This is a genomic window from Novosphingobium sp. PhB165 (assembly GCF_004341845.1).
In the GTDB taxonomy this organism is placed as follows: Bacteria; Pseudomonadota; Alphaproteobacteria; order Sphingomonadales; family Sphingomonadaceae; genus Novosphingobium.
In genome coordinates, this window is sequence record NZ_SLVB01000002.1 from 306,386 (window position 1) to 325,866 (window position 19,481).

At 62.8% G+C, this 19,481-nt stretch carries 17 protein-coding genes; 10 read left to right on the forward strand and 7 right to left on the reverse strand.

Going from position 1 to position 19,481, the window contains the following annotated elements:
* The first annotated feature begins 2 nt into the window (after positions 1-2).
* From EDF56_RS06960 to EDF56_RS06970, 3 genes are all read left to right on the forward strand, one after another.
* Positions 3-1,379, forward strand: a complete 1,377-nt coding sequence (locus tag EDF56_RS06960; RefSeq protein WP_243652439.1) for an efflux transporter outer membrane subunit — start codon at positions 3-5, stop codon at positions 1,377-1,379.
* 119 nt (positions 1,380-1,498) lie between these two features.
* Complete coding sequence (locus EDF56_RS06965; RefSeq protein WP_132386020.1) at positions 1,499-2,704, forward strand: DUF2252 family protein; 1,206 nt, start codon at positions 1,499-1,501, stop codon at positions 2,702-2,704.
* Positions 2,705-2,805: 101 nt separating this feature from the next.
* Entirely contained in the window at positions 2,806-3,063 is a 258-nt protein-coding gene (locus EDF56_RS06970; protein ID WP_132386021.1) for a hypothetical protein, read from the forward strand.
* Between the two features lie 85 nt (positions 3,064-3,148).
* Here EDF56_RS06970 and EDF56_RS06975 read toward each other — a convergent pair whose 3' ends face one another.
* Together EDF56_RS06975 and EDF56_RS06980 are read right to left on the reverse strand one after the other, a co-directional pair.
* A complete protein-coding gene (locus EDF56_RS06975; RefSeq protein WP_132386022.1) occupies positions 3,149-4,222 on the reverse strand; it encodes an acyltransferase in 1,074 nt (357 codons plus the stop codon).
* Between the two features lie 191 nt (positions 4,223-4,413).
* Positions 4,414-5,304 (reverse strand): alpha/beta fold hydrolase, encoded by an 891-nt coding sequence (locus EDF56_RS06980; protein ID WP_243652441.1) that lies wholly within the window; start codon positions 5,302-5,304, stop codon positions 4,414-4,416.
* 180 nt (positions 5,305-5,484) lie between these two features.
* Between EDF56_RS06980 and EDF56_RS06985 the strand changes: the two genes are divergently transcribed.
* On the forward strand, positions 5,485-5,940 hold the full coding sequence (locus EDF56_RS06985; RefSeq protein ID WP_132386023.1) for a tRNA (cytidine(34)-2'-O)-methyltransferase: 456 nt from the start codon (positions 5,485-5,487) through the stop codon (positions 5,938-5,940).
* Positions 5,941-6,161: 221 nt separating this feature from the next.
* Complete coding sequence (locus EDF56_RS06990) at positions 6,162-7,445, forward strand: cystathionine gamma-synthase family protein (RefSeq protein WP_132386024.1); 1,284 nt, start codon at positions 6,162-6,164, stop codon at positions 7,443-7,445.
* 149 nt (positions 7,446-7,594) lie between these two features.
* Here EDF56_RS06990 and EDF56_RS06995 read toward each other — a convergent pair whose 3' ends face one another.
* On the reverse strand, positions 7,595-8,614 hold the full coding sequence (locus EDF56_RS06995; RefSeq protein WP_132386025.1) for a MucR family transcriptional regulator: 1,020 nt from the start codon (positions 8,612-8,614) through the stop codon (positions 7,595-7,597).
* Positions 8,615-9,322: 708 nt separating this feature from the next.
* Between EDF56_RS06995 and EDF56_RS07000 the strand changes: the two genes are divergently transcribed.
* Positions 9,323-9,694 carry a hypothetical protein gene (locus EDF56_RS07000; protein WP_132386026.1) on the forward strand — a complete coding sequence of 124 codons (372 nt, stop codon included), beginning with the start codon at positions 9,323-9,325 and terminating at the stop codon, positions 9,692-9,694.
* Between the two features lie 25 nt (positions 9,695-9,719).
* Here EDF56_RS07000 and EDF56_RS07005 read toward each other — a convergent pair whose 3' ends face one another.
* The 3 genes from EDF56_RS07005 to EDF56_RS07015 form a co-directional block, all read right to left on the reverse strand.
* Entirely contained in the window at positions 9,720-11,945 is a 2,226-nt protein-coding gene (locus EDF56_RS07005; RefSeq protein ID WP_243652442.1) for a CHASE2 domain-containing protein, read from the reverse strand.
* Complete coding sequence (locus EDF56_RS07010) at positions 11,942-13,144, reverse strand: FecR domain-containing protein (protein ID WP_243652443.1); 1,203 nt, start codon at positions 13,142-13,144, stop codon at positions 11,942-11,944. The genes EDF56_RS07005 and EDF56_RS07010 overlap by 4 nt, the downstream gene beginning before the upstream one ends.
* Positions 13,145-13,239: 95 nt before the next feature.
* On the reverse strand, positions 13,240-13,923 hold the full coding sequence (locus tag EDF56_RS07015; RefSeq protein ID WP_132386028.1) for a response regulator transcription factor: 684 nt from the start codon (positions 13,921-13,923) through the stop codon (positions 13,240-13,242).
* 196 nt (positions 13,924-14,119) lie between these two features.
* Here EDF56_RS07015 and EDF56_RS07020 point away from each other — a divergent pair, with 196 nt between their 5' ends.
* The gene (locus EDF56_RS07020) at positions 14,120-15,118 is read left to right on the forward strand and encodes a sensor domain-containing diguanylate cyclase (RefSeq protein WP_165912119.1); all 999 of its coding nucleotides are present in this window, start codon (positions 14,120-14,122) and stop codon (positions 15,116-15,118) included.
* Positions 15,119-15,172: 54 nt separating this feature from the next.
* Here EDF56_RS07020 and EDF56_RS07025 read toward each other — a convergent pair whose 3' ends face one another.
* Positions 15,173-15,880: a TetR/AcrR family transcriptional regulator gene (locus EDF56_RS07025; protein WP_165912120.1), complete on the reverse strand. Its 708-nt coding sequence runs from the start codon at positions 15,878-15,880 to the stop codon at positions 15,173-15,175.
* A 217-nt stretch (positions 15,881-16,097) separates the two neighbouring features.
* Between EDF56_RS07025 and EDF56_RS07030 the strand changes: the two genes are divergently transcribed.
* From EDF56_RS07030 to EDF56_RS07040, 3 genes are all read left to right on the forward strand, one after another.
* Positions 16,098-17,312 carry a CoA transferase gene (locus EDF56_RS07030; RefSeq protein WP_132386031.1) on the forward strand — a complete coding sequence of 405 codons (1,215 nt, stop codon included), beginning with the start codon at positions 16,098-16,100 and terminating at the stop codon, positions 17,310-17,312.
* 44 nt (positions 17,313-17,356) lie between these two features.
* Complete coding sequence (locus EDF56_RS07035; protein ID WP_132386032.1) at positions 17,357-18,544, forward strand: amidohydrolase family protein; 1,188 nt, start codon at positions 17,357-17,359, stop codon at positions 18,542-18,544.
* A 67-nt stretch (positions 18,545-18,611) separates the two neighbouring features.
* Complete coding sequence (locus tag EDF56_RS07040) at positions 18,612-19,460, forward strand: nickel/cobalt efflux transporter (protein ID WP_132386033.1); 849 nt, start codon at positions 18,612-18,614, stop codon at positions 19,458-19,460.
* Positions 19,461-19,481 lie beyond the last annotated feature (21 nt).

The window sequence follows — 19,481 nt, forward strand, 5'->3', positions numbered from 1 at the left end:
ACGTGCGCCGGCTCGCCCTTACCCTGCCGCCACTTTGCCTTCTGGCTGGATGCAATATGGCGCCGGCCTATGTCCAGCCGGAGCCGCCGGTTCCGCCGGCCTATCCGGAAACCACGCCGGTTGCGGGCGAGCAGGCCAGTGCGATTTCGTGGCACAGCTTCTTCGGCGATCCCCAGCTTCAGGCTTATATTGGCTCGGCGCTCGATCGAAATCGCGATCTTGCCGCTGCGGCCGCGCGCATCGCGCAGGCCGAGGCGCAATATCGGGTTCAGGCTTCTGCACGGCTGCCCAATGTCGACAGCGGCGCGAGTGCCGGACGGTCGCGAACGCCAACCGCCATCGGGCCGCAGACGATCGGCGCCTTTCAGGTGCAGTTCGTTGTCTCCAGTTTCGAACTCGATCTGTGGGGGCGGGTGGCCAATCTCACGGAAGCGGCGCGGCGGAATTATCTGGCGACCGTCGATGTGCAACGCGCCTTGCGCCTGACGCTCATCCGCGATGTCGCAACCGTATACTACGCCATTCGCGCGGGCGAGGCGGGGATCGACGTTGCCCAGCGCACGCTTGCCAGCCGCCAGAAGTCCGGAGAGATCGCCAAGCTGCGTCTGGATGCGGGCGTCACGTCGAAGGTCGATTATCAGCAAGCGATGATCCTGATCACGCAGGCGCAGACGCAACTGGCGGACTTGCAGCGCACGACGGATCAGCAGCGGAACCTCCTCCTGCTTCTGGTCGGGGGGCCCATGGCGCAGCCGCTTCCCACCGGATATGGCATCAACGATGCGCACCAGATGACGTCGCTGGACGCCGGGCTGCCGTCAACGCTACTGACGCTTCGCCCGGACATTCTGGCGGCGGAGGAACAGCTACGCGGCGCCAATGCCAATATCGGCGCGGCGCGCGCGGCATTTTTTCCGACCATTTCCCTCACCGGCATGGCCGGATTTCTGTCTCCCCAACTCGGCAACCTGTTCAACGGAGACAGTGGCACCTGGACCTTCGGCGCCGGAGCGGCCCTTCCGTTGTTCGACTTCGGACGCCGCCGCGCCCAGCTCGAACAAAGCAAGGCGCGCCGGGACGAACTCGTTGCGACCTATCAACGCACCGTGCAGCAGGCCTTCCGTGAGGTGGCCGACGGGCTGGTGGGCCGCCAGCGCCTCCAGGAACAGATCGCCGCCCAGCAGCGCGCGGTTCAGGATCAGCGGATCTTGGCCGAAACGGCCGAGCTTCGCTACAGCAGCGGCGTATCGGTCTACCTTGAGGTGCTCGACGCCGAGCGCAATCTCTTCACGGCCGAGCAGCAATTGATCCTGCTTCGTGCGGCGGCGTTGCAAAACGATGTGGCACTCTACGCGGCGCTGGGCGGCGGCAGCATCTGACGTCGTGCGCGCCTGACGGTCTCGCACAATTTCTATCGGCGGGACAGGATTGCGCCCATCCGTTTAAGACGTAAACCAGCGCGGCAGGAACGAGGACTTTTCCCGTTCGTTTCCAGTTTATGAAAGCTCTGACCCCGGCAGATCGTGTCTCGTTCCTCCATGCGCGCCGGGATCTGAAGATGGCGCGATCCGCTCACGCCTTTGTCAGAGGCAATACGGCGCGATTTTACGAATGGCTGGCCGATTCCCCCGTCGCCCGGATCATCCCGGAAGGCCCGCCGATCTGGATCTGCGGCGATTGCCACCTCGGCAACCTCGGCCCTATTGCGGATAGCAACGGTAACGTCGCCATCCAGATCCGCGATCTCGATCAGGCCGTGATCGGAAATCCGGCCCATGACCTTATTCGACTTGGCCTCTCTCTCGCGACTGCGGCGCGCGGCTCGGATTTGCCCGGTGTCGTTACCGCCCGGATGATCGAGGAGATGGTTCAGGGTTATGAAGAAGCCTTCGCTTCTGTTGCCGAACCGGCTGGCGGCGAGGACGGTAACAGCGCGGAGCCTCAGGCCGTGCGCACGGTGCGGCGCCGGGCGCTGGGCCGCAAGTGGCGCCATCTTGCGAGAGAGCGACTGGAAGATGTCGAGCCCGCGATCCCGATCGGCAAGCGCTTCTGGCCGGTGGATATCGCGGAGCGGGCCGCACTGCGCGAGGTCATAACCCATCCACCTGTGAGCCGAATGATCCTTTCGCTGGATCGGAAGGGGGAAAATCGCACACCGATCATGGCGGATGCAGCCTATTGGATGAAAGGGTGCAGTTCGCTGGGGCTGATGCGGTTCGCCATTATCGTCGCCATGAAAGGGGACGAGGGCACGGAATATGCCCTCGTAGACATGAAGGAGGCGGTCGAGCCTGTCGCTCCGGCCGCTGCCGGAGTGACGATGCCCGCCGACCCTGCCGAGCGGGTACTCACAGCGGCCTTGGCCCTCTCGCCCTATCTGGGCGAACGCATCGCGGCGACGAAACTTCTGGGCCACTCGATGTTCGTACGGGAACTGATGCCGCAGGATCTCAAGATCGAAGTCGACCAATTCTCGCACGGAGAAGCGCTGAAAGCGGCGCGCTATCTTTCCGGCGTCGTGGGAAAAGCGCATGCCCGGCAAATGGATGCACCCACGCGGCGGGCATGGGTAGAGGCGATGGAGAAGGGGCACTCGTCCGGCCTTGATGCGCCGTCCTGGCTGTGGCGATCGGTGGTCGCGCTCGCGGCAAGGCATGAGGCGGGCTATCTTGAGCATTGTCGCATCTACGCCATGATGCAGTGACCGCGTGCTGGAACCATGGGTTCGATGGCCCTGGAAATCATTTCCCTTGGAACTCGATCTTCGTTTCCGTGTTCGGCGGATTGAGAGTCAGGAGCAAACGCATGCCGAAATTCACATTCGAAACGCCGGATGGTGATGAAGTCCAGGTGAACTCGGTCGACGTGGTCGATCTGACGGAAGGGCGCGACGATCAGATTACGGTGATCGAGATGGAAGACGGCGACGAAATCACTGTCGTGGCGACGCGTCAGGAGGTCGTGACCCATCTCGATCTGGACCCTCTGAAGTTTCTGTCGGGCGAGTATGATGCGGACGAATTGTCCGAAGATTTCGATCCGGACGACTACGAGGACGAATGATTGAGGAGCAACCGCTTACGTTTTCGGGGCGGGGAGAGGGCTGGTGCCGTAAAATTCGCTTTCAGCGAATTTCCAAACAAGGCCGTTAGCCCGGAAGCGGTATCGCTTGCGGTTTGGGGCCCCACGACGCCAGCACGCGGGCGCACCGCCGGGTGAGCGGGCGCTCGACCATGAAGTAGAGTGCCATGCCTGCGGCGATGCTCAGCGTCACATAGAACACAATGGCAAGCGGCGGGCTTTCCAGGCCCAGCGCTCTGCCCCCCAGTCTGCTTGCCACGCCGAACAGCAGCGGGTGGACAAGGTAGAGGCTGAACGAGGCATCTCCCGTCAGAACCAGCCAGGCCGGTACCGGGATGGTACTCGGGGCCAGGATCGCGAAGGCGGCGATAATGGCCGCATCCACCGGCAAGCCCACGCGCTTCCAGACCAGTTCGCTCCCCGGGGCGATAAGGAGTTGCTGCATGGCCACGATGATGGCGACGCCGCAGAGCATCAGCAGCAGGGGGCGATGGACCCGCAGCCAAGGCGCGCCCCGACGCACTACGGCGATGCCAATGCCCAGCAGGAACGGCAGCAGCAGCGGCGCCGTCCAGAACTCAAGGACGCTGCGCGCATCCCGGTGGTCCCAGACGGGGTGAAGCATTTGCCCGATGGCCAGTAGCACGGCCAGTGCCATGCACAGGATCGCCAGCCCCCGTCGCATGAACAGGGCGGCGGTGAAGAGGACGTAGAAGAACATCTCGTAGTTCAGCGTCCAGCCCACGCCCAGCACTGGCAGCATCAACCGTCCGGCAGCGGCGTGAGGGATGAACAGCAGGGTTTGCACGAAATAGCCCATGTCCAGTGGCCGCGCGTCCTTCACCACGATCGCGGCGGCGACCAGCGTCATCAGCCAGTAGAGCGGCACCACGCGGGCGATGCGGCGGCGCAGGAAATTGCCGGGCGCGCCGGTTTCGCCGAACCCATCGCGCGCGACGTGGACCATGATGAAGCCGCTGATGGTGAAGAACATCAGCACGCCCATTGAACCCAGCAATTCGAAGTCTGACAACGGAAACCCGAGCGAGCCGAAACCGACGGCCCATGCCGCTCCGTGTGAGATGACCACGAACACAGCGGCTAAGGCCCTCGCTCCCTGGACCACGTTCAAGTGCTTCATGACATAGGGTCGCCCTTTGTAGGTAACTCGGTCGGATTAATTTTACCCGGGCAAGGCGGTCATGGCATTGGCAGAACCCTGTAGGGGCAAGTCTGGACTGGGGCTTTCGTCGAGGGGCGGCTTTCTGCCGCGCACGGAAAGGCTTGCTAGACCTATGTGTGCGTGTCGGGAGACAGGGGCAATTTTGCCGGTCAACCCGGCCGCGGCGGTTTGGCGAGGATGTCGAGCAATGCGGCGTCGAATGATTCGGGCTGTTCATACATCGCCCAATGACCCGCGTTTGCTATGACCCGGAAGTCGGCGTTCGGATGCACCGATCGCAGCGCCGCTTCCTGCACGGCAGGCGCGGGGTGAGGCAGGTCGCACTCGCCCCAGATGGCGTCTACCTGTCCCCGCACTTGCGGCAATATCCGCAAGAGCCGATCGGGCAGGACCAGCGGCGGCACGTGCAGGCGCGCAGCCTTGGCGGTGGGGAGCAGCATGTGAATGGCCAGGTCGTCCGCGCTGTCCGGATGGTGGAGCATCAGCCCGAGCAGGTTCGCCTTCAGGGCAGCCCGTCGATCCTCTCCGGTCAGCCCGCTGATCCGGCCGAGGCGAGGGTGCCGCAACGGCGTGCCAAGCCCGCCGCAACCAACGATCACCAGCCGCCGCGCAACAGACGGGTGAAGTGCAGCCAGATGTGCCAGCACCACTCCCCCGAAGGAAAAGCCGCAAAGATCGGCCGGCAGTTCGCCGGGTGCGAGAATGGTCTCAAGCCCCCGTGCCAGTGCCGCTGACAAGGCAGCATGCTCGGTCTCTGCGGGCATGGCGGAATCGCCGTGTCCGGGCAGGTCCGGAACGATCAGCCGGCGGTGCTGCGCCAGATGCTCGATATTGCGCACCCAGTGAGTCCAGGATCCCTGCGCACCGTGAGCAAGCACGAGGGGCTTGCCCTCTCCCCAGATGCGCCAGACCATTGTCCCGTCACCGCAAGGCGTCTCCCTCCGATCGGCCTTCGCCTCCAACCGCGTCAGATAGCTGGCGGGATCTGCATTCTGCAGAGCAATATTTCCATTCACGAGGCGGCTTTGCTCCTGCTGCACGGTCCATCTCCCTCCCGCATCCCGGGCGAGACTGGCCAGATCGCAGATCGCTGTCCAGAACGACGATCCGTCGCGGGATGGATCATCCCACGCGCGATTGGCCGGGAAGAGTGGGCGTAAATGGCTCCAGGTTAGCGTCGCAGGCTTGCATGGTTGCTCCGTCGGCGCCAATCAGCCTCAATGCGCATTGCTCTTTTTGAACCCGAAATTGCTGGAAACGTCGGCGCCATTCTCCGGCTTGGTGCCTGTCTGGGCGCGGATGTGGACCTTATCGAGCCGATGGGCTTCGAGTGGGATGACCGCCGGGTACGGCGGGCCGCCATGGACTATATCGATCACGTCACCATTACCCGGCATGCCGACTTCGATGCTTTCAGAAGTGCCATCGGTTCGCGGCGGCTCGTGCTGTTCACGACAAAGAGCACGCAATCGGCCTACGAGTTCGATTTCACGGCAGACGATGTGCTGCTTTTCGGAAAGGAAAGCGCGGGCGTGCCGGCTGCCGTTGCGGACATATGCGACGCACGGATCCGCATTCCGCTGCGGCCTCAGGTGCGTTCGTTGAACCTTGCCACCTCGGCGGCCTTGGCGCTGGGGGAAGCCTTGCGCCAAACCGGTACTTTGCCGAGCGTATGAGTTGGCCGCACGTACAGCTTTCTGATCGGGCCGATGAAAATCCGCGCGCAACCTCTCTAATCCGCTCAGGCTGAGCTTGTCGAAGCCCCCGGAGGCGGGGCGCGGGCTTCGCTCAGGATGAGCGGTGTGCGGAGAACGCGGCAAACCGCAACTTGAGCCGGTATCGCTTGTTTAGCCACCAGGGACCGTGGCAGATTGCACGTCCGGCCAAGGAGAGGGAAATGACTGCACCTCGCGAAAGCAAGACGGCGATCGGTGGGCACACGCTTCACCCGGATACCCTGATGCTGAACTACGGTTACGATCCGCTCCTGTCGGAAGGGGCGGTCAAGCCACCGGTCTTTCTCACCTCGACGTTCGTTTTTCCAACCGCTGAAGACGGGCGCGACTTTTTCGACTATGTGGCCGGCCGCAAGGAGCCGCCGCCGGGGCAGGGGCGCGGGCTGGTCTATTCCCGCTTCAACCATCCCAACAGCGAGATCGTCGAGGATCGCATGGCGGTCTACGAAGGTGCGGAGGCCGGAGTGGTCTTCTCGTCGGGCATGGGCGCCATCACGACGACGGTGCTGACTTTCGCGAGACCCGGCGATGTCATCCTGCATTCGCAGCCCCTGTACGGGGGAACTGAAACGCTGCTGGCGAAGACTTTCGCGAACTTCGGCATCAAGGCCGTCGGTTTCAGCGATGGGCTTGATGAAGACGCGGTGGCAATTGCGGCGAAACAAGCTGTCGCACAGGGCCGGGTGTCGCTCGTACTGGTCGAAACACCCGCCAATCCCACCAACAGTCTTGTCGATATCGCGATGCTGAAGCGGCTGTGCGAAGACATCGAGCGCATGCAGGGGCACCGCCCGCTGCTGGTCTGCGACAATACGCTGCTAGGTCCGGTCTTCCAGCATCCGCTGCGGCTGGGTGCCGATATTTCGCTCTATTCCCTCACCAAGTACGTCGGTGGCCACTCCGATCTTGTTGCCGGTGCGGCGCTGGGATCGGCCAAACTCATGCGCGAGGTGCGGCTGTTGCGCAGTGCTATCGGGACGCAGTTGGATCCGCACAGCTGCTGGATGCTCGGACGCTCGCTTGAGACGCTGGGCCTGAGGATGGAGCGCGCCAATTCGAACGCGGCAGCGGCCGCGAATTTCCTGCGGGCTCATGCGAAAGTCGAGGGGTTGGCCTATCCGCCGTTCTATCCGGAGGGTTCGCGGCAGGCGGAGGTCTTTGCCGCGCAGTGCACGGGGGCCGGATCGACCTTCGCTTTCGACATTGCGGGTGGGCAGCCCGCCGCGTTCCGCTTCCTGAACGCGCTTCAGATATTCAAGCTGGCAGTAAGCCTGGGCGGCACGGAATCGCTCGCCAGCCATCCGGCGACGACAACCCATTCCGGCGTTCCGGCCGAAGTTCGCGACCGGATCGGTGTGTTGCAATCCACCATTCGCCTGTCGATCGGCATAGAGCATCCGGACGACATCGTGGCCGATCTCGCGCAGGCGCTGGAGGCCAGTTGAACTCGCTTGGCCGTGCCTGAAAATGCACGGCCGCCCCAATAGCCTTCGCCGTCAACGCGACCCTCATCTGGATGTTGGCCGCCACGAGCCAGACCTACCTATACTGGGGAGGCGGGCGACCGCTACTTCGAGCGTCGCCCGCCGCCGGATCAGGTGTTGGCGACCGCCGGTTTGTCATCGCTTGCGGCTGCCGGTTCAGGATTAGCGGCCGGAACGGCAATCTCGGCCGCGATTTTCGGCGCTGTTTTCTTTGCCGCCTTTGGGGCGGATGCTTTGGCAGGCGTCGACTTTGCCTTCTTGGCGTCTGCGGCTTTCGGCTTCGCGGCGGACTTGGTAGCGGCAGCAGGCGCTTTCACCGGCTTGGCGGCCGTGGTCGTGGTTGCCTTTGCCGCGGGCTTCGTGGGCGACTTGGCCTTTGCGTCCGAAGCGGGTGAACTGGTTTGGGCGCCGCTTTCAGCCGTAATCTTGGGGCGCGCCATGCGGCGCTCCTTCTTCGCGCCTGCATCGGCCGTCTTCCGGACGGTTGGCTCGCTCGCCGGGCTGCCCGACGCTGCGGGAGTGGAGGCGGCCTTCGCGGCAGTCAGCTTGGGCTTCCCGGCGCTGGCGACCTTGGCGGTTACTTTCTTGGCAGGGGCCTTCGGCGTCTTCGGAGCCGGTTTTTCGGCCGCCTTGGCGGTCACGGCCTTCGCGGCGGCAATTTTAGGCGTTGCCGCTGCGGCCTTCGGCGCCTTGGCGCTGGGCTTTGCTGCGCTTGAAGGCGGCGCAACTTGCGGCGAACGGCTTCCAAGGCCCAGCTTCTTGGCAAGGCTGCGGCGCTGTTCGGAGTAAGTTGCAGCAACCATTGGATAGTCTGCGGGCAGCTTGTAGCGGTCCTTGTACTGCTCCGGCGTCAGTCCGTTGTTGGAAAGATGACGCTTCAAGGTTCTATAGGGTTTGCCATCAAGAAGACTGATGATGTGGTCTCGCGAGGCCAGGCTTTCTTCCACCGAAACGGCGGGAGTGAAATCGGGAGCGGCTTCAGGTTCGGGCGTTGCAGAGCCCGACAGCGCGGTCCTTGTCGCCTCGATCAGCCCCGGCAGATCGCTGCTGGGCACACTGTTGTTGGTGAAGTAGGCGCTGAGGAGTTCTACTGTAAGTCGGGCGAGTTCTGGCTGGGCGTTGTCGGACATCTGTTCTTCTCCCGAATGGAGCCTGAGGCTGAATTGTCCAATCCGCTTTAGACGCCATGAAGTAAAGCAATATCTAACATTCGCTCTCGTTTGTCCGCGCTCACCGTCCCAGGCAACTCGCGCCGGATCCGGCTGGGAGGAGCGTCGATCCTTTCACGAACGGTTTAAGGAAAGCGGGGCCCTCCGGCGGCATTTACAGCTGCCGTATCGATTAAACGGAGCCGGCAGATGCTTTGCTCCGTCGCAGTCGTCCAATATTTGAAAAAAGAAGGCCCCGCTCTGCAGTGCGGCAGGGCGGGGCCGGAGGGGATGCCCGGTTCGATCCGGGTCGACTCTCACCTCGATGGCAAGACATGGGGTAAATGCGCGCGGGGGTAGTGCGCCTTTGCAATCGAAGTGGCCGCCACTGATGTCGCGGTCCGGATACCATAGGCCAGAATCGTCGGAACCGATGTAAAGCAGTGTAAAATCGGCACTTCAAAGATTGCCATTTGCTCCAGGATTCCCGTTAGCTGGCCATGGCCCGAAATTACATTTGGACCGGCATCGTGGGCCCCATCGGAATTGAAAATGAAATCACATCTTCAGACGATATCGTTGGGACTGGCAGGATTGTTGGCCGGATGTGCAAGCGTTCCGCCCCTGGCACTGCATTCTGCCGGAACGATGCCGCAAGGCGGTACGATAGAACTTGTCGGAAACGGGAACGTGGACGACGCGTGGCAGACGGCGGTTCTTGCCGGGCTTACCTCGCATGGCTTCGTCCGTTCCGATCACGGGCGTTACCTTGTCCAGTTGACCGCCTCGGACCTTCCCGGAAAGACCGGACTTCTCGCGCCGGATGATAGCGGCGAAGCAAAGGCGGAATGGCTTGTCGCCCCCAGTCGGTCCCGCGCGATAGGGGCGCGGGTGGTTACTCTGGTGATGTCGGACGCCGCCACCGGGCGCGAGGTCTACAGGATCGTCGCACAGCAGCCACAGCGGATCGGAAAGCCCGACGCCACCGACAGGCTCTCCCGCGCTTTCCTGACAGAACTGGACGGCACGGCATCTTCGCGGCCCGCCGGAGAGGGCGGGTAAGGCACTCGATCCGCCCCCCGGCCTGTCAGTCGGCGAGGGGCAGGATCAGCGTAAACGTCGCTCCCTGGCCCGCGTCGCTCGTGCAGCGGATTTCGCCGTCGTGACGAACCAGAACCGTATGGACGAAGCTGAGGCCGAGGCCGACACCGTCGGCTCTCCGGCCGGCGCCAAGCGCCCCGCGATGGAAGCGTTCGAAGATCCTGAGCTTCTGCTCTTCGTCCAGACCAGGGCCTTCGTCTGAGATGGTGCATATCGCCCTCGGCTCACCGTCCGCGCCATGTTCCAGGCTGGTGGTGCAGCGGATCCGGCTTCCTGAAGGGCTATACTTGATCGCGTTCTCAAGAATGTTGATGAGGGCGCGGGTGATAAGCGATCGCTCCACGCGCACGATCAGCCGGTCTGCCATGTCGCAAGTATCGATCGAGATGGATTTGGCCGTCAGCTGAGGCCAGAGGTCATCGGTGGCATCGATCACCATGTCGCCAAGGGCGACCTCTTCCAGCGCGTACTCAAGGCTTTCGGCGCGGGCGAGTTGCACGAAACCATCGGCCAGACCCAGCGTGCGCTCGGCATAGTGGCGAATTCTTCGCGCTTCCTCAGGGGCGATGTTTTCCGTCGGCGCGGTATCGAGAACCGCGAGGATCGAGGCTTGCGGCGAGCGCATGTCGTGGGTCAGAAGCTCAAGAATATCGTCGCGTTGGCGCTGTGCGGCCCGGGCTTCGCTCACGTCCATGAACTGGACGATCCAGCCGACGAAATTGCCGCCAACGGATCGCTGCGGGGCGAAGCGGATCGTGAAGAAGTGGCCGTCGCTCGTCATCGCATCGAAGCTCTGGGCGCCGTGTTCCGCCGAAGTCGGAAAGCTCAGCGGTTCTCGCGAGCCTATTTTCCGGAAACGCGTGAGCAGCGCGATGGCATTGCCCGAGCCATGGGGGCGAACGTGCTCTTCGCCGAACAGTGCCGCGGCCGATGTATTGGCGAGCAGGATATCGCCTTTGCCGTTCGTCACCAGCGTAGCGTCGGGCAACTGGTCGAGCCGGTCCGCGACGAAATGTTTCATGTCGCGGTTGCTGGTGATCGCCGCCGTGAGCAGGGCAATCGTCGAGAGAAGCGGCTGTCGCGGCGCCTTTGCAGCAGAAGGCATGAAGATCGTGGAATCGGCCTCAAGCCGCAGAAGTTCGCCGTGCATGAACTGCTGCGTGATGGCGAGTTGCCGCCAGCCCCAGATCGGATAGGCGATGCACAAGGCCAGAATGCCGCTTCCAGGAGGAAGCCAGAGGCGCTGGAAAAGCAGCAGCGCGCTCGTGGCGGTAAGGATCAGGACCGTCGCCGCCGCGAGGCTGAACAAGGGTGTCAGCCGGGGAAACGGCCCCATCGCCAGCATCAGGAGCCAGACGGGCACGACGGCAAAGGCGATGCGAAGGCCTGTCCCGGCCGTCGATATCATCCTGCGGTCGAGCAGGGCGCGCAGGAACTGGGCATTGATCTCCAGCCCGGACATCGTGCCAAGGCCGGGCACCGCATAGCGCGGGCCGATCCCGGCGGCGGTTATCCCTACCAGAACGAGTTTGCCGGCCAGCACTTGCGCGGGGACCTCGCCGTTGAGGATCGAGGAGGCACTGATATGAGGCGGAGGCCCGTCCTTCGTATAGGGGATCAATCGCGCCCGCACGGGAGGCCCCGAACGGCCTTCGACGGCTTGGTGGACAACGTCCATCAGATGCATCTGCGTGGGCGGCGATCCTATTCCGGTGGGGGCCGAGCGCATGACGCCGTCCGGATCGACGAGGTAGTCGGTGAACCCCATCCCGGCGGCCGCTCTGCGAACGGGCGCTATGGGCGCGACAATGCCGGGCGGCGAAGTACGCATGTTCACGAAATAGGGCAGGAAGACGTCTCCCGCGCCCGCGATCGCGTCCCCCAGTTTGATATCGTCGGCCGCCGCACTGGGTTCGGTAAACAGCGTGTCGTAGACGATGGCGCGGGGGCCGGCGCGACCGATCCGCGCGATCAGATCGGCGTGAACGGCGCGGCTCCACGGCCACCGCCCGACTTCGGCCAGACTGGCATCGTCGATCTCGACAAGGGCGATATTGCTGTCCGGTGCGCTGCGGTCGAATTGCAGCAGGTGATCGTACACGGCATTGTCCATCCGCGACAATGCTTCGCCCAGCGTGAGAAGCGCAGCCAGCAGACTGACGAGGATCGCAATGATCCACCATTCGGTCTTGAGGTGCCGTCCCAGATTCACTTCGTGTTCCCGACCCGCAGTTCGCTGGTCGGCGACCATTTCGTGTAGATCCTGCCGCTGGCCGCCTCGATGCTCATCACCCGCCAGTAATAGGTGCCGCCGGGAAGATCGGTGATGACGAAGGAGGAGCCCGCAAGGCCAGTCTGGTCCACGACCGGGGACGAGCCGTCGGCGTTGTGCGAAAGCTGGAAGCGGAAGTGCGCCCCGGTCAGGTCCGGCGCCTGCCAGCGGAACAGGAACTGCCGATATCTGCCCGCGCGGCTCTGTTCGAGGCTGGTGCGCAGGCGATTGAGCCGCCGCTCGAAGCTATAGACCGAAGGCTTGCCCTCAAGACCGTTCGCATCGATCCCCGCCATGCGCACGAAGTATGTACCGTTCGGCAGGCTCGGCAATTCGGCTTGCGGGGTATCGGCAAAGGCTTCGTCGATCACGTCCAGAAAGCCCGCGTCGCGGGCAAGCTGGAAACGATAGCGGATAGCACCGGTCAGGGGCTTCACGGCGAAAGCAAGCCGCTCTTCGTCCTGAACCTTGTCCGGCGTGACCAGATCCGGCGCGGCGAGCAGAGGCACTGGTGCAGGGAGTTGGTCGCTGGTGCCAAAACCGGCTTCCACGAACTGCTCCGTCTCGCGGTCCTCGCGGAAGGCGACTTTGCCTTCCGTCACTTCGACATGCGAGCTTTCGTCGCCGGGTTCGTAACTCACCCGGAACTGCGTGCCGCGTACGGATGTCATGGCTCGGGGCGTGAGGAACTGGAACGTGCTCTGCGGGTCGGTCATCGGCGTTACTATGCCCGCCGCCTGCCCCTTCTGAATCACGAACTGGCGCTCGACCGATTCCGCCAACAGGGTCCGCCGCAGCATCTGAACACGAACGCGTGTTCCGGAGGGGAGGGACACCGTGGTGTTGTCCGGCAGGCGCAGCGACACGAATGACCTGTCCCCGGTCTCGACCAGATCGCCTTCATGAACCTTCAGCCCGATCGCGGCACTTCTCGTGCCTACCAGAACGGAGCCTTTGTAGTTCTGCACCACGGCCTCGATAGGTTCGCGCCTCAGCAACGAGCGGGGTATCTTCAGGACTTTGCCCACCGGCATCCGACGCGGATTGGAGACCCGGTTAAGTTTCTGGACGACTACATAGCCGCCGCGATCTGCGAAATAGCGTTGTGCCAGATCGTAAAGCGTGTCGTTCCTGTTCACGCTATATGTGACGTAAGACGGAGCTTCGGCGCTGACGCCGGCACAGCAGGCAAGCAACATTGCGCCAAGGGAGGCGCGAAAGACATGTGCAGGGGTCAAGTCAGAACTTCCAGGCGATAACCGTAGGAATAGATTGGCGTCAGCTTGAAGCCGTTCGCCGGGCGCAAGTTCAGCTTGGTGCGGACATTCGAAATGTGCGCGTCAAGCGTTCGGGTCGGCAGGTCCGGCTTCACGCCCCAGATCGTTTCCAGCAGATAGGCGCGGGAAAGTGCACGGTTCAGGTTCCGGAACAGCAGGGTAGCAAGGGCATGCTCTTTAGCCGTGACCGCGATGGGCTCGCCCTGAAATTCGATGGTCTCCGCCCGGCTGTCGAACTGGTAGGGGCCGAAAACCTCGATATTGCTGGACGGCGAGGGATAGACCCGCCGCGCCACGGCATTGACCCGGGCCAGCAGCACGGCGGCAGACACCGGCTTGATGACGTAATCGTCCGCTCCGGCGGACAATCCGGCAACGATATCTTCCTCAGCCGACCGGCTCGTGAGCATCAGCGAAGGCGGCCGGGTATCGAGATTGTCGCGCATCCAGTCGAGGATCTGAAGCCCGGACATGCCCGGCACGTTCCAGTCCAGAATGAGCATGTCGAAAGTTTCACGGTAGAGATGGTGCAGAAGCTTCTGGCCATCCGTGAACATCACGCAGCTATGGTCGCTCGCCGACAGCGATTTTTCGACATAGCCCGCAAGGGCCAGATCGTCCTCCAGAATTGCAATCCGCATGTACGCTCCGCCGCAGGCAATCATGGACCCAGAAGTGCCATACCAGCGGAACCGTTCATGGATAGCAGGCCACGGGCCACTTTTTACAACGTTTTACAAGTCGGGACGATTTTGCACTCCTTTACATGACATCGGCGCTTTCCAGAACCATGGAAGAATCCGGCACGATCAAGCGTGGCGAGATTGGGGAATGATGGTGAAAGCCGCATGCGCGCAGGAAGGTGCCTATCCGTTCGGAGCGCCGCCCTTGGCCAGCCGCCCGGATGACCGTTTCGATAGCGCGCCGGGTATGGGGCAGACGGTGGGCCGGTACTTTGACGCGGTTCCCTTCGCGCTCTGCATTCTCGACCGCGCCCGGCATGTCCTGTTCGTCAACGAGCAAATGGCGCAGATCGCTGGCCATCGCGTGGTCGATCTGGACGGCTACTGCGTCACCGCTCTGCTCCCCGAGCTTCGGCCGATCCTTGAGAAGCGCTATCGGCTGGCCGGAAGTCGCCAGCCTTTGCCGGACCTCAGGATCTCCTGGCGCGGCCGCGAGTATATGCTGACTTTCAACGCCACATACGATCGCGGCGGGGAACTGGCCGAGATGATGATCGGGGCCATCGACATCACGCGCGAAGCCCGGATCGAGCAAGGGTTGAGGCGATCCCGGCGCAGGTTGCTGGCCTCGCTGCGTACCGACCATCTCACTGGCCTGCTGAACCGTAGAGGGTTGGAGACGGCAGTCCGCCGGGGCCTGCGGTGCGGAGCAAGGGAGCGGCGCCCGGTTGGCTTGCTCGTGGCCGATATCGACTGCTTCAAGGCCTACAACGACCGCTTCGGGCATGTGACGGGCGATACCTGCCTCATGGCGGTTGCGCAGATCATCGGCCGTCACGGCGCCCGGGCCGGTGGGGCAGTCGGCCGTTACGGCGGCGAGGAATTCGTGGTCCTGCTGCCGGATGCGGACGGCGATGCGGCTGTCGAATTCGCGGAAAGCTGCCGGGCGGCGATCGAGGCCCTCGCTATCGCGCATCCGGACAGTCCGGTGGGCCGCGTCACGATCAGCATCGGCGTCACGGTGGCGTCCGGTGAGGGCGGAGGGAAGATCGACTCCAGCGTCGTATCCCACTGTATAGGCACGGCGGATTCCGCGCTCTATCGTGCCAAGGAACAGGGCCGCAACGCTGTGAGATTTCAGGCCTTGCCGTAGTCTGCCGCTATCGCGTCCGGAACATTGCGGCGATGCAGCTCTGTCCCGGCGCGATCATTCGCCGGCTGCACCGGCGTAATTGCCTGGCCATGGAACGGGCGCTTCGATCCGTTCCGACGTGCGCACCGCGCGCAGCACGAAGTTGACGTAGAAGGCGCTCAGCTCATCGCGAGAAATGATGCCTGCGGCACTGATCGTCGCGCGGTCATCGTGGATGTACCAATCCGCAGCGGTGTTGAGCATGCGAATGATCGTCGTGAGCGTCAGGAAGATATTGATATCGGCCCTGAAATAGCCCTGTTCGATACCCTGCTCAAGAATAGCCCGCCAGACCAGATAGTGATCCCGGCGGGCTGCCACGACGTAATCGAAATCGGGGTTGCTCCGGTAATAGGCGCGCTCCTGATGGAGGATGGCATGCACCTCCTGATCGGTCGTCCTCTCCTTCACATCGAAATAGATGAGCGCGACAAGGCTTGTCTCCGGATTGGTTTGGCGCTGCTGGATCTCCTGCGCACCATCGCGCAGCCGGTTGACCACATCGCGCACGATTTCGTGGAGCATCTGCTCCTTGTTCGCGAAGTGATAGTAAAGGCTGCCTGCGAGCAAACCGGCATCGTCGGCAAGCTGGCGCACCGTCGTGGATTCGAAGCCTGACGCGGCAAAGCGATGCCGCGCCGCCAAAAGAATGCGCTCCCGGCGGTCGGTTCCCTTTTCGGTGGATGCGCCCGGAACCGGTCTCTTTCCGGCTCTGGTGCTCACGATCGGGCCCTGCGGCGGGACATCGAATCGCAGGTGCGACGGGGCGGGATAGCCGGGCGATTGATCATTGCGACACTCCTACAGACCGGCTGCCGCGTGGGCAAATTCCCGGCATTTCCCGCATCAAGCAGGGTCTAAAAACAGACTATATCAAAAACCAAACAAATGTTAGATTGATTCGCAAATCCGCAAAAACAGGAACTGGAGTCGGAGAGGGATGACCGAGGTATTTTCCGGAATTCGCATCATCGAATTGGCCCAATACGTGTTCGTTCCCGCCGCCGGGGCGCTGCTGGCCGATCATGGCGCCGAGGTCATCCACGTCGAGACGGTCGATGGTGGCGATCCTTACCGCACACTGAAAATCGGCGACGGGCGCGAGACCGGCTCGGCCAATCTTTCGCTGGAGCAGAACAATCGCGGCAAGAAATCGATCGCGATCGACCTGAAAACGGAGAGCGGCCGGGAAGCCCTGTTGCGACTGATCGACACGGCGGACGTGTTCCTGACCAGCTTGCGCCCCAAGGCGATCAAGTCGCTGCGCCTGACGCCGGAGGATCTCCAGGCTCGCAATCCGAAGCTCATCTATGTTCGCGGCAACGGCGTGGGTTTCAAGGGAAACGAAATCGACAAGGCCGGTTACGATTCAACCGCCTTCTGGGCGCGTGGCGGCTTCGCCCACGTGCTGCGGCCCAGGGAAATGAGCGAACCGGTCAAGCCGCGCCCGGCGCTGGGCGATCACGTCAGCGCCATTTCGGTGGCTTACGGGATAGCTGGCGCGCTCTTCAAGCGGGCGATGACCGGCGAGGCCGCCGTCGTCGACGTGTCCCTGCTGTCTACAGCAGTGTGGTCGCTTTCGGCCGATGTCGTCGTCAGCCAGACCAGAACGCCCGAGCAGCACGCCCATGTCGGCGATCCCATGCGGGCGCCCCTGCGCTATACCTACAGAACCGCCGACGGTCGCTTTGTCCAACTGATGTTCCTCGACCCAGATCGCTATTGGCCGGCGCTTTGCAACAACATCGATCGTTCCGATCTGTTGCAGGACGCACGGTTCATTTCGAATGCGGGCCGTGCCGACCATGGTGCCGCACTGATTGCGGAAATTCAGGCAACGATCGGCTCGCGAAACTGGGAAGACTGGAAGCCGATCTTCGATGTCTGGGACGCGCCGTGGGAACTGGTGCGCACTATTCACGATGTCACGACGGATCCGCAAGTCGAAGCCAACGGGCTGCTGTTCCCGATTGCGGTGCGGGATGGAACCAGCGTCAAGCTTGCGGCCGGTCCGGTCGGGTTTGATGGTCGTTATGCGCCGAAGGAGCCAGTGCGGGCACCGCTGCTTGGCGAGCATACGGAAGAACTTCTGGCGGGGGCAGGGTATTCCCGCGAGGCGATCGCCGAACTGCTTCAGAACTCCGTGGTCGGTTGACCCGAATTCTTCGCACCAACCTTTCTACATAAGGAGCCGATGCCATGACTATCCTGGAAGAGGCGAATGCCAATCGCGAGATCGAAGCGGCCCCGCGCGTAGTAGACTACGTCGTCGATGCGGACGTGCATGTCACACCGCCGCCAACCATGTGGAAGGAGTATCTATCTCCCGAATTCCGCGATCAGGCACCGACCGTCGAAACCGTGGGCGATGTCGATTATGTCGTGTTCGAGGGGCAGCGCAGGCAAGTCCACCTCATGCAGAGCCAGGCCGGTCGGAAGACCGAGGAATACAAGAACGTCGGCAAGTTCTCCGACATGCGGCTGGGCGGTTGGCAGGCCGAAAAACGCATCGAGGACATGGACCGGGACGGCATGGACAAGGCCGTTCTATTCGGCGGCGGTCCGCTGCAAACGGGCAATCTCGACCTGTTTTTCGACAGCTTCGACGCGTTCAATCGCTGGCAGTCCGACTTCTGCGCTTATGATCGCAAGAGGCTTTTCTCCGCCGCCTTCCTGCCGACCGTGGATGTGTCCACGACGGTACGGATGATGCACGAGGCCCGGAAGCGCGGCGACGTTGCGGTGAACATCCCGGCCTTTCCCCAGTCGATCAGGAACTTCACCAAGATGAGTTCGATCTGGCAGGCGATGACCGGCGATTCCGGCGGCGATCGCCAGTATCGCGACGCCGAGTTCGATCCGATCTGGGCGACCGCTCAGGAACTCGATCTAGCCATCACCTTCCACCTTGGCGCGCGGGTTTCGCGGTACAAGGACAAGACCAATTTCCTGCCCGACATCCCGATGGGCAAGACCGCGATGCTCGAAGTGGTCAGCATCATGCTCTATGGCGGCGTCTTCGATCGCTTTCCCAAGCTGCGTATCGGCCTGATCGAGAGCGGTGTGGGCTGGATCCCGTGGGCCTGCGAATACATGGACCGCACCTGGGAGATGCAGCGCCACTGGACCGAGTGCACCATCAAGCATCCGCCCAGCCATTACTTCGATCAGAATGTCTACGCGTCGTTCATATCCGATCGGATCGGAATCGAACTGCGGCACAAGTCGGGCTGCAAGAACATCATGTGGTCATCGGATTATCCGCACTCGGAGACCACTTTCCCTCACAGCCATGCGGTGATCGAAGAGAACTTCCGGGGCGTACCCAAGGCCGAGCGCGACTGGATCGTGGCTGGCTGCGCGGAGAAATTTTTCGGGATCGGCTAGCTGCCGTCACCGCGTCTCCACGGGAATAGGGGCTTTCCATATCCCCCCGGGGGGGATATTGGGCGGCATGCTCGATCTTCCCCAACTCATCGCCCATGTCGGTTCCGACGCCTGGCTGTTCATCCCCAGCGCTATCCTGCTCGGAGCGTTGCACGGCCTTGAGCCGGGTCATTCGAAAACTATGATGGCGGCCTTCATTATCGCGGTGAAGGGCACCGTGCGTCAGGCGGTGCTGCTTGGGCTGGCTGCCACGCTGTCGCATACGATGGTCGTCTGGGCGGTGGCGCTCGGCGGGATGTGGCTGTTCGGCGGATTGCGGGCAGAGGACACCGAGCCGTGGTTCCAGCTTGCCTCGGGTCTGATTATCGTGGGCATGTCGCTCTGGATGCTGCACCGCGCGCGGCGGGAGCAGATGGCGGCCGCACACTTCCACGCCGACCACTCGCACGGCCACGGGCATCACCACCATGGCCACGACCATCATCACCACGAGCCGTCCGACGAAGAGGTTCACGAACTCGAATTGGCGACCGGCGGCTATGTCGATGCGCATGAGGCCGCGCACGCAGAGGATATCCGGCGGCGTTTCGCCAATGCACGCGTGACCACCGGGCAGATCGTGATCTTCGGCCTGACCGGGGGGTTGGTTCCCTGCCCCGGTGCGATCACGGTGCTGATGCTCTGCCTCCAGCTCAAGCGACTGGCGCTGGGCGCTACTCTGGTGCTGAGTTTCTCGGTGGGCCTTGCCATCACCATGGTCGCCTCGGGCGTACTGGCTGCGCTGAGCCTGCGCCATGTCGAGAAACGCTGGTCCGGCTTCGGTGAGGCCGTGCGCAGGGCGCCCTATATTTCCGGTCTCGTTATCCTTGGCATCGGGCTTTATGTGACCCTCTCGGCCTGGCACCACCTGCCGTGAGATAGCGAGCGAAGAAGGGCG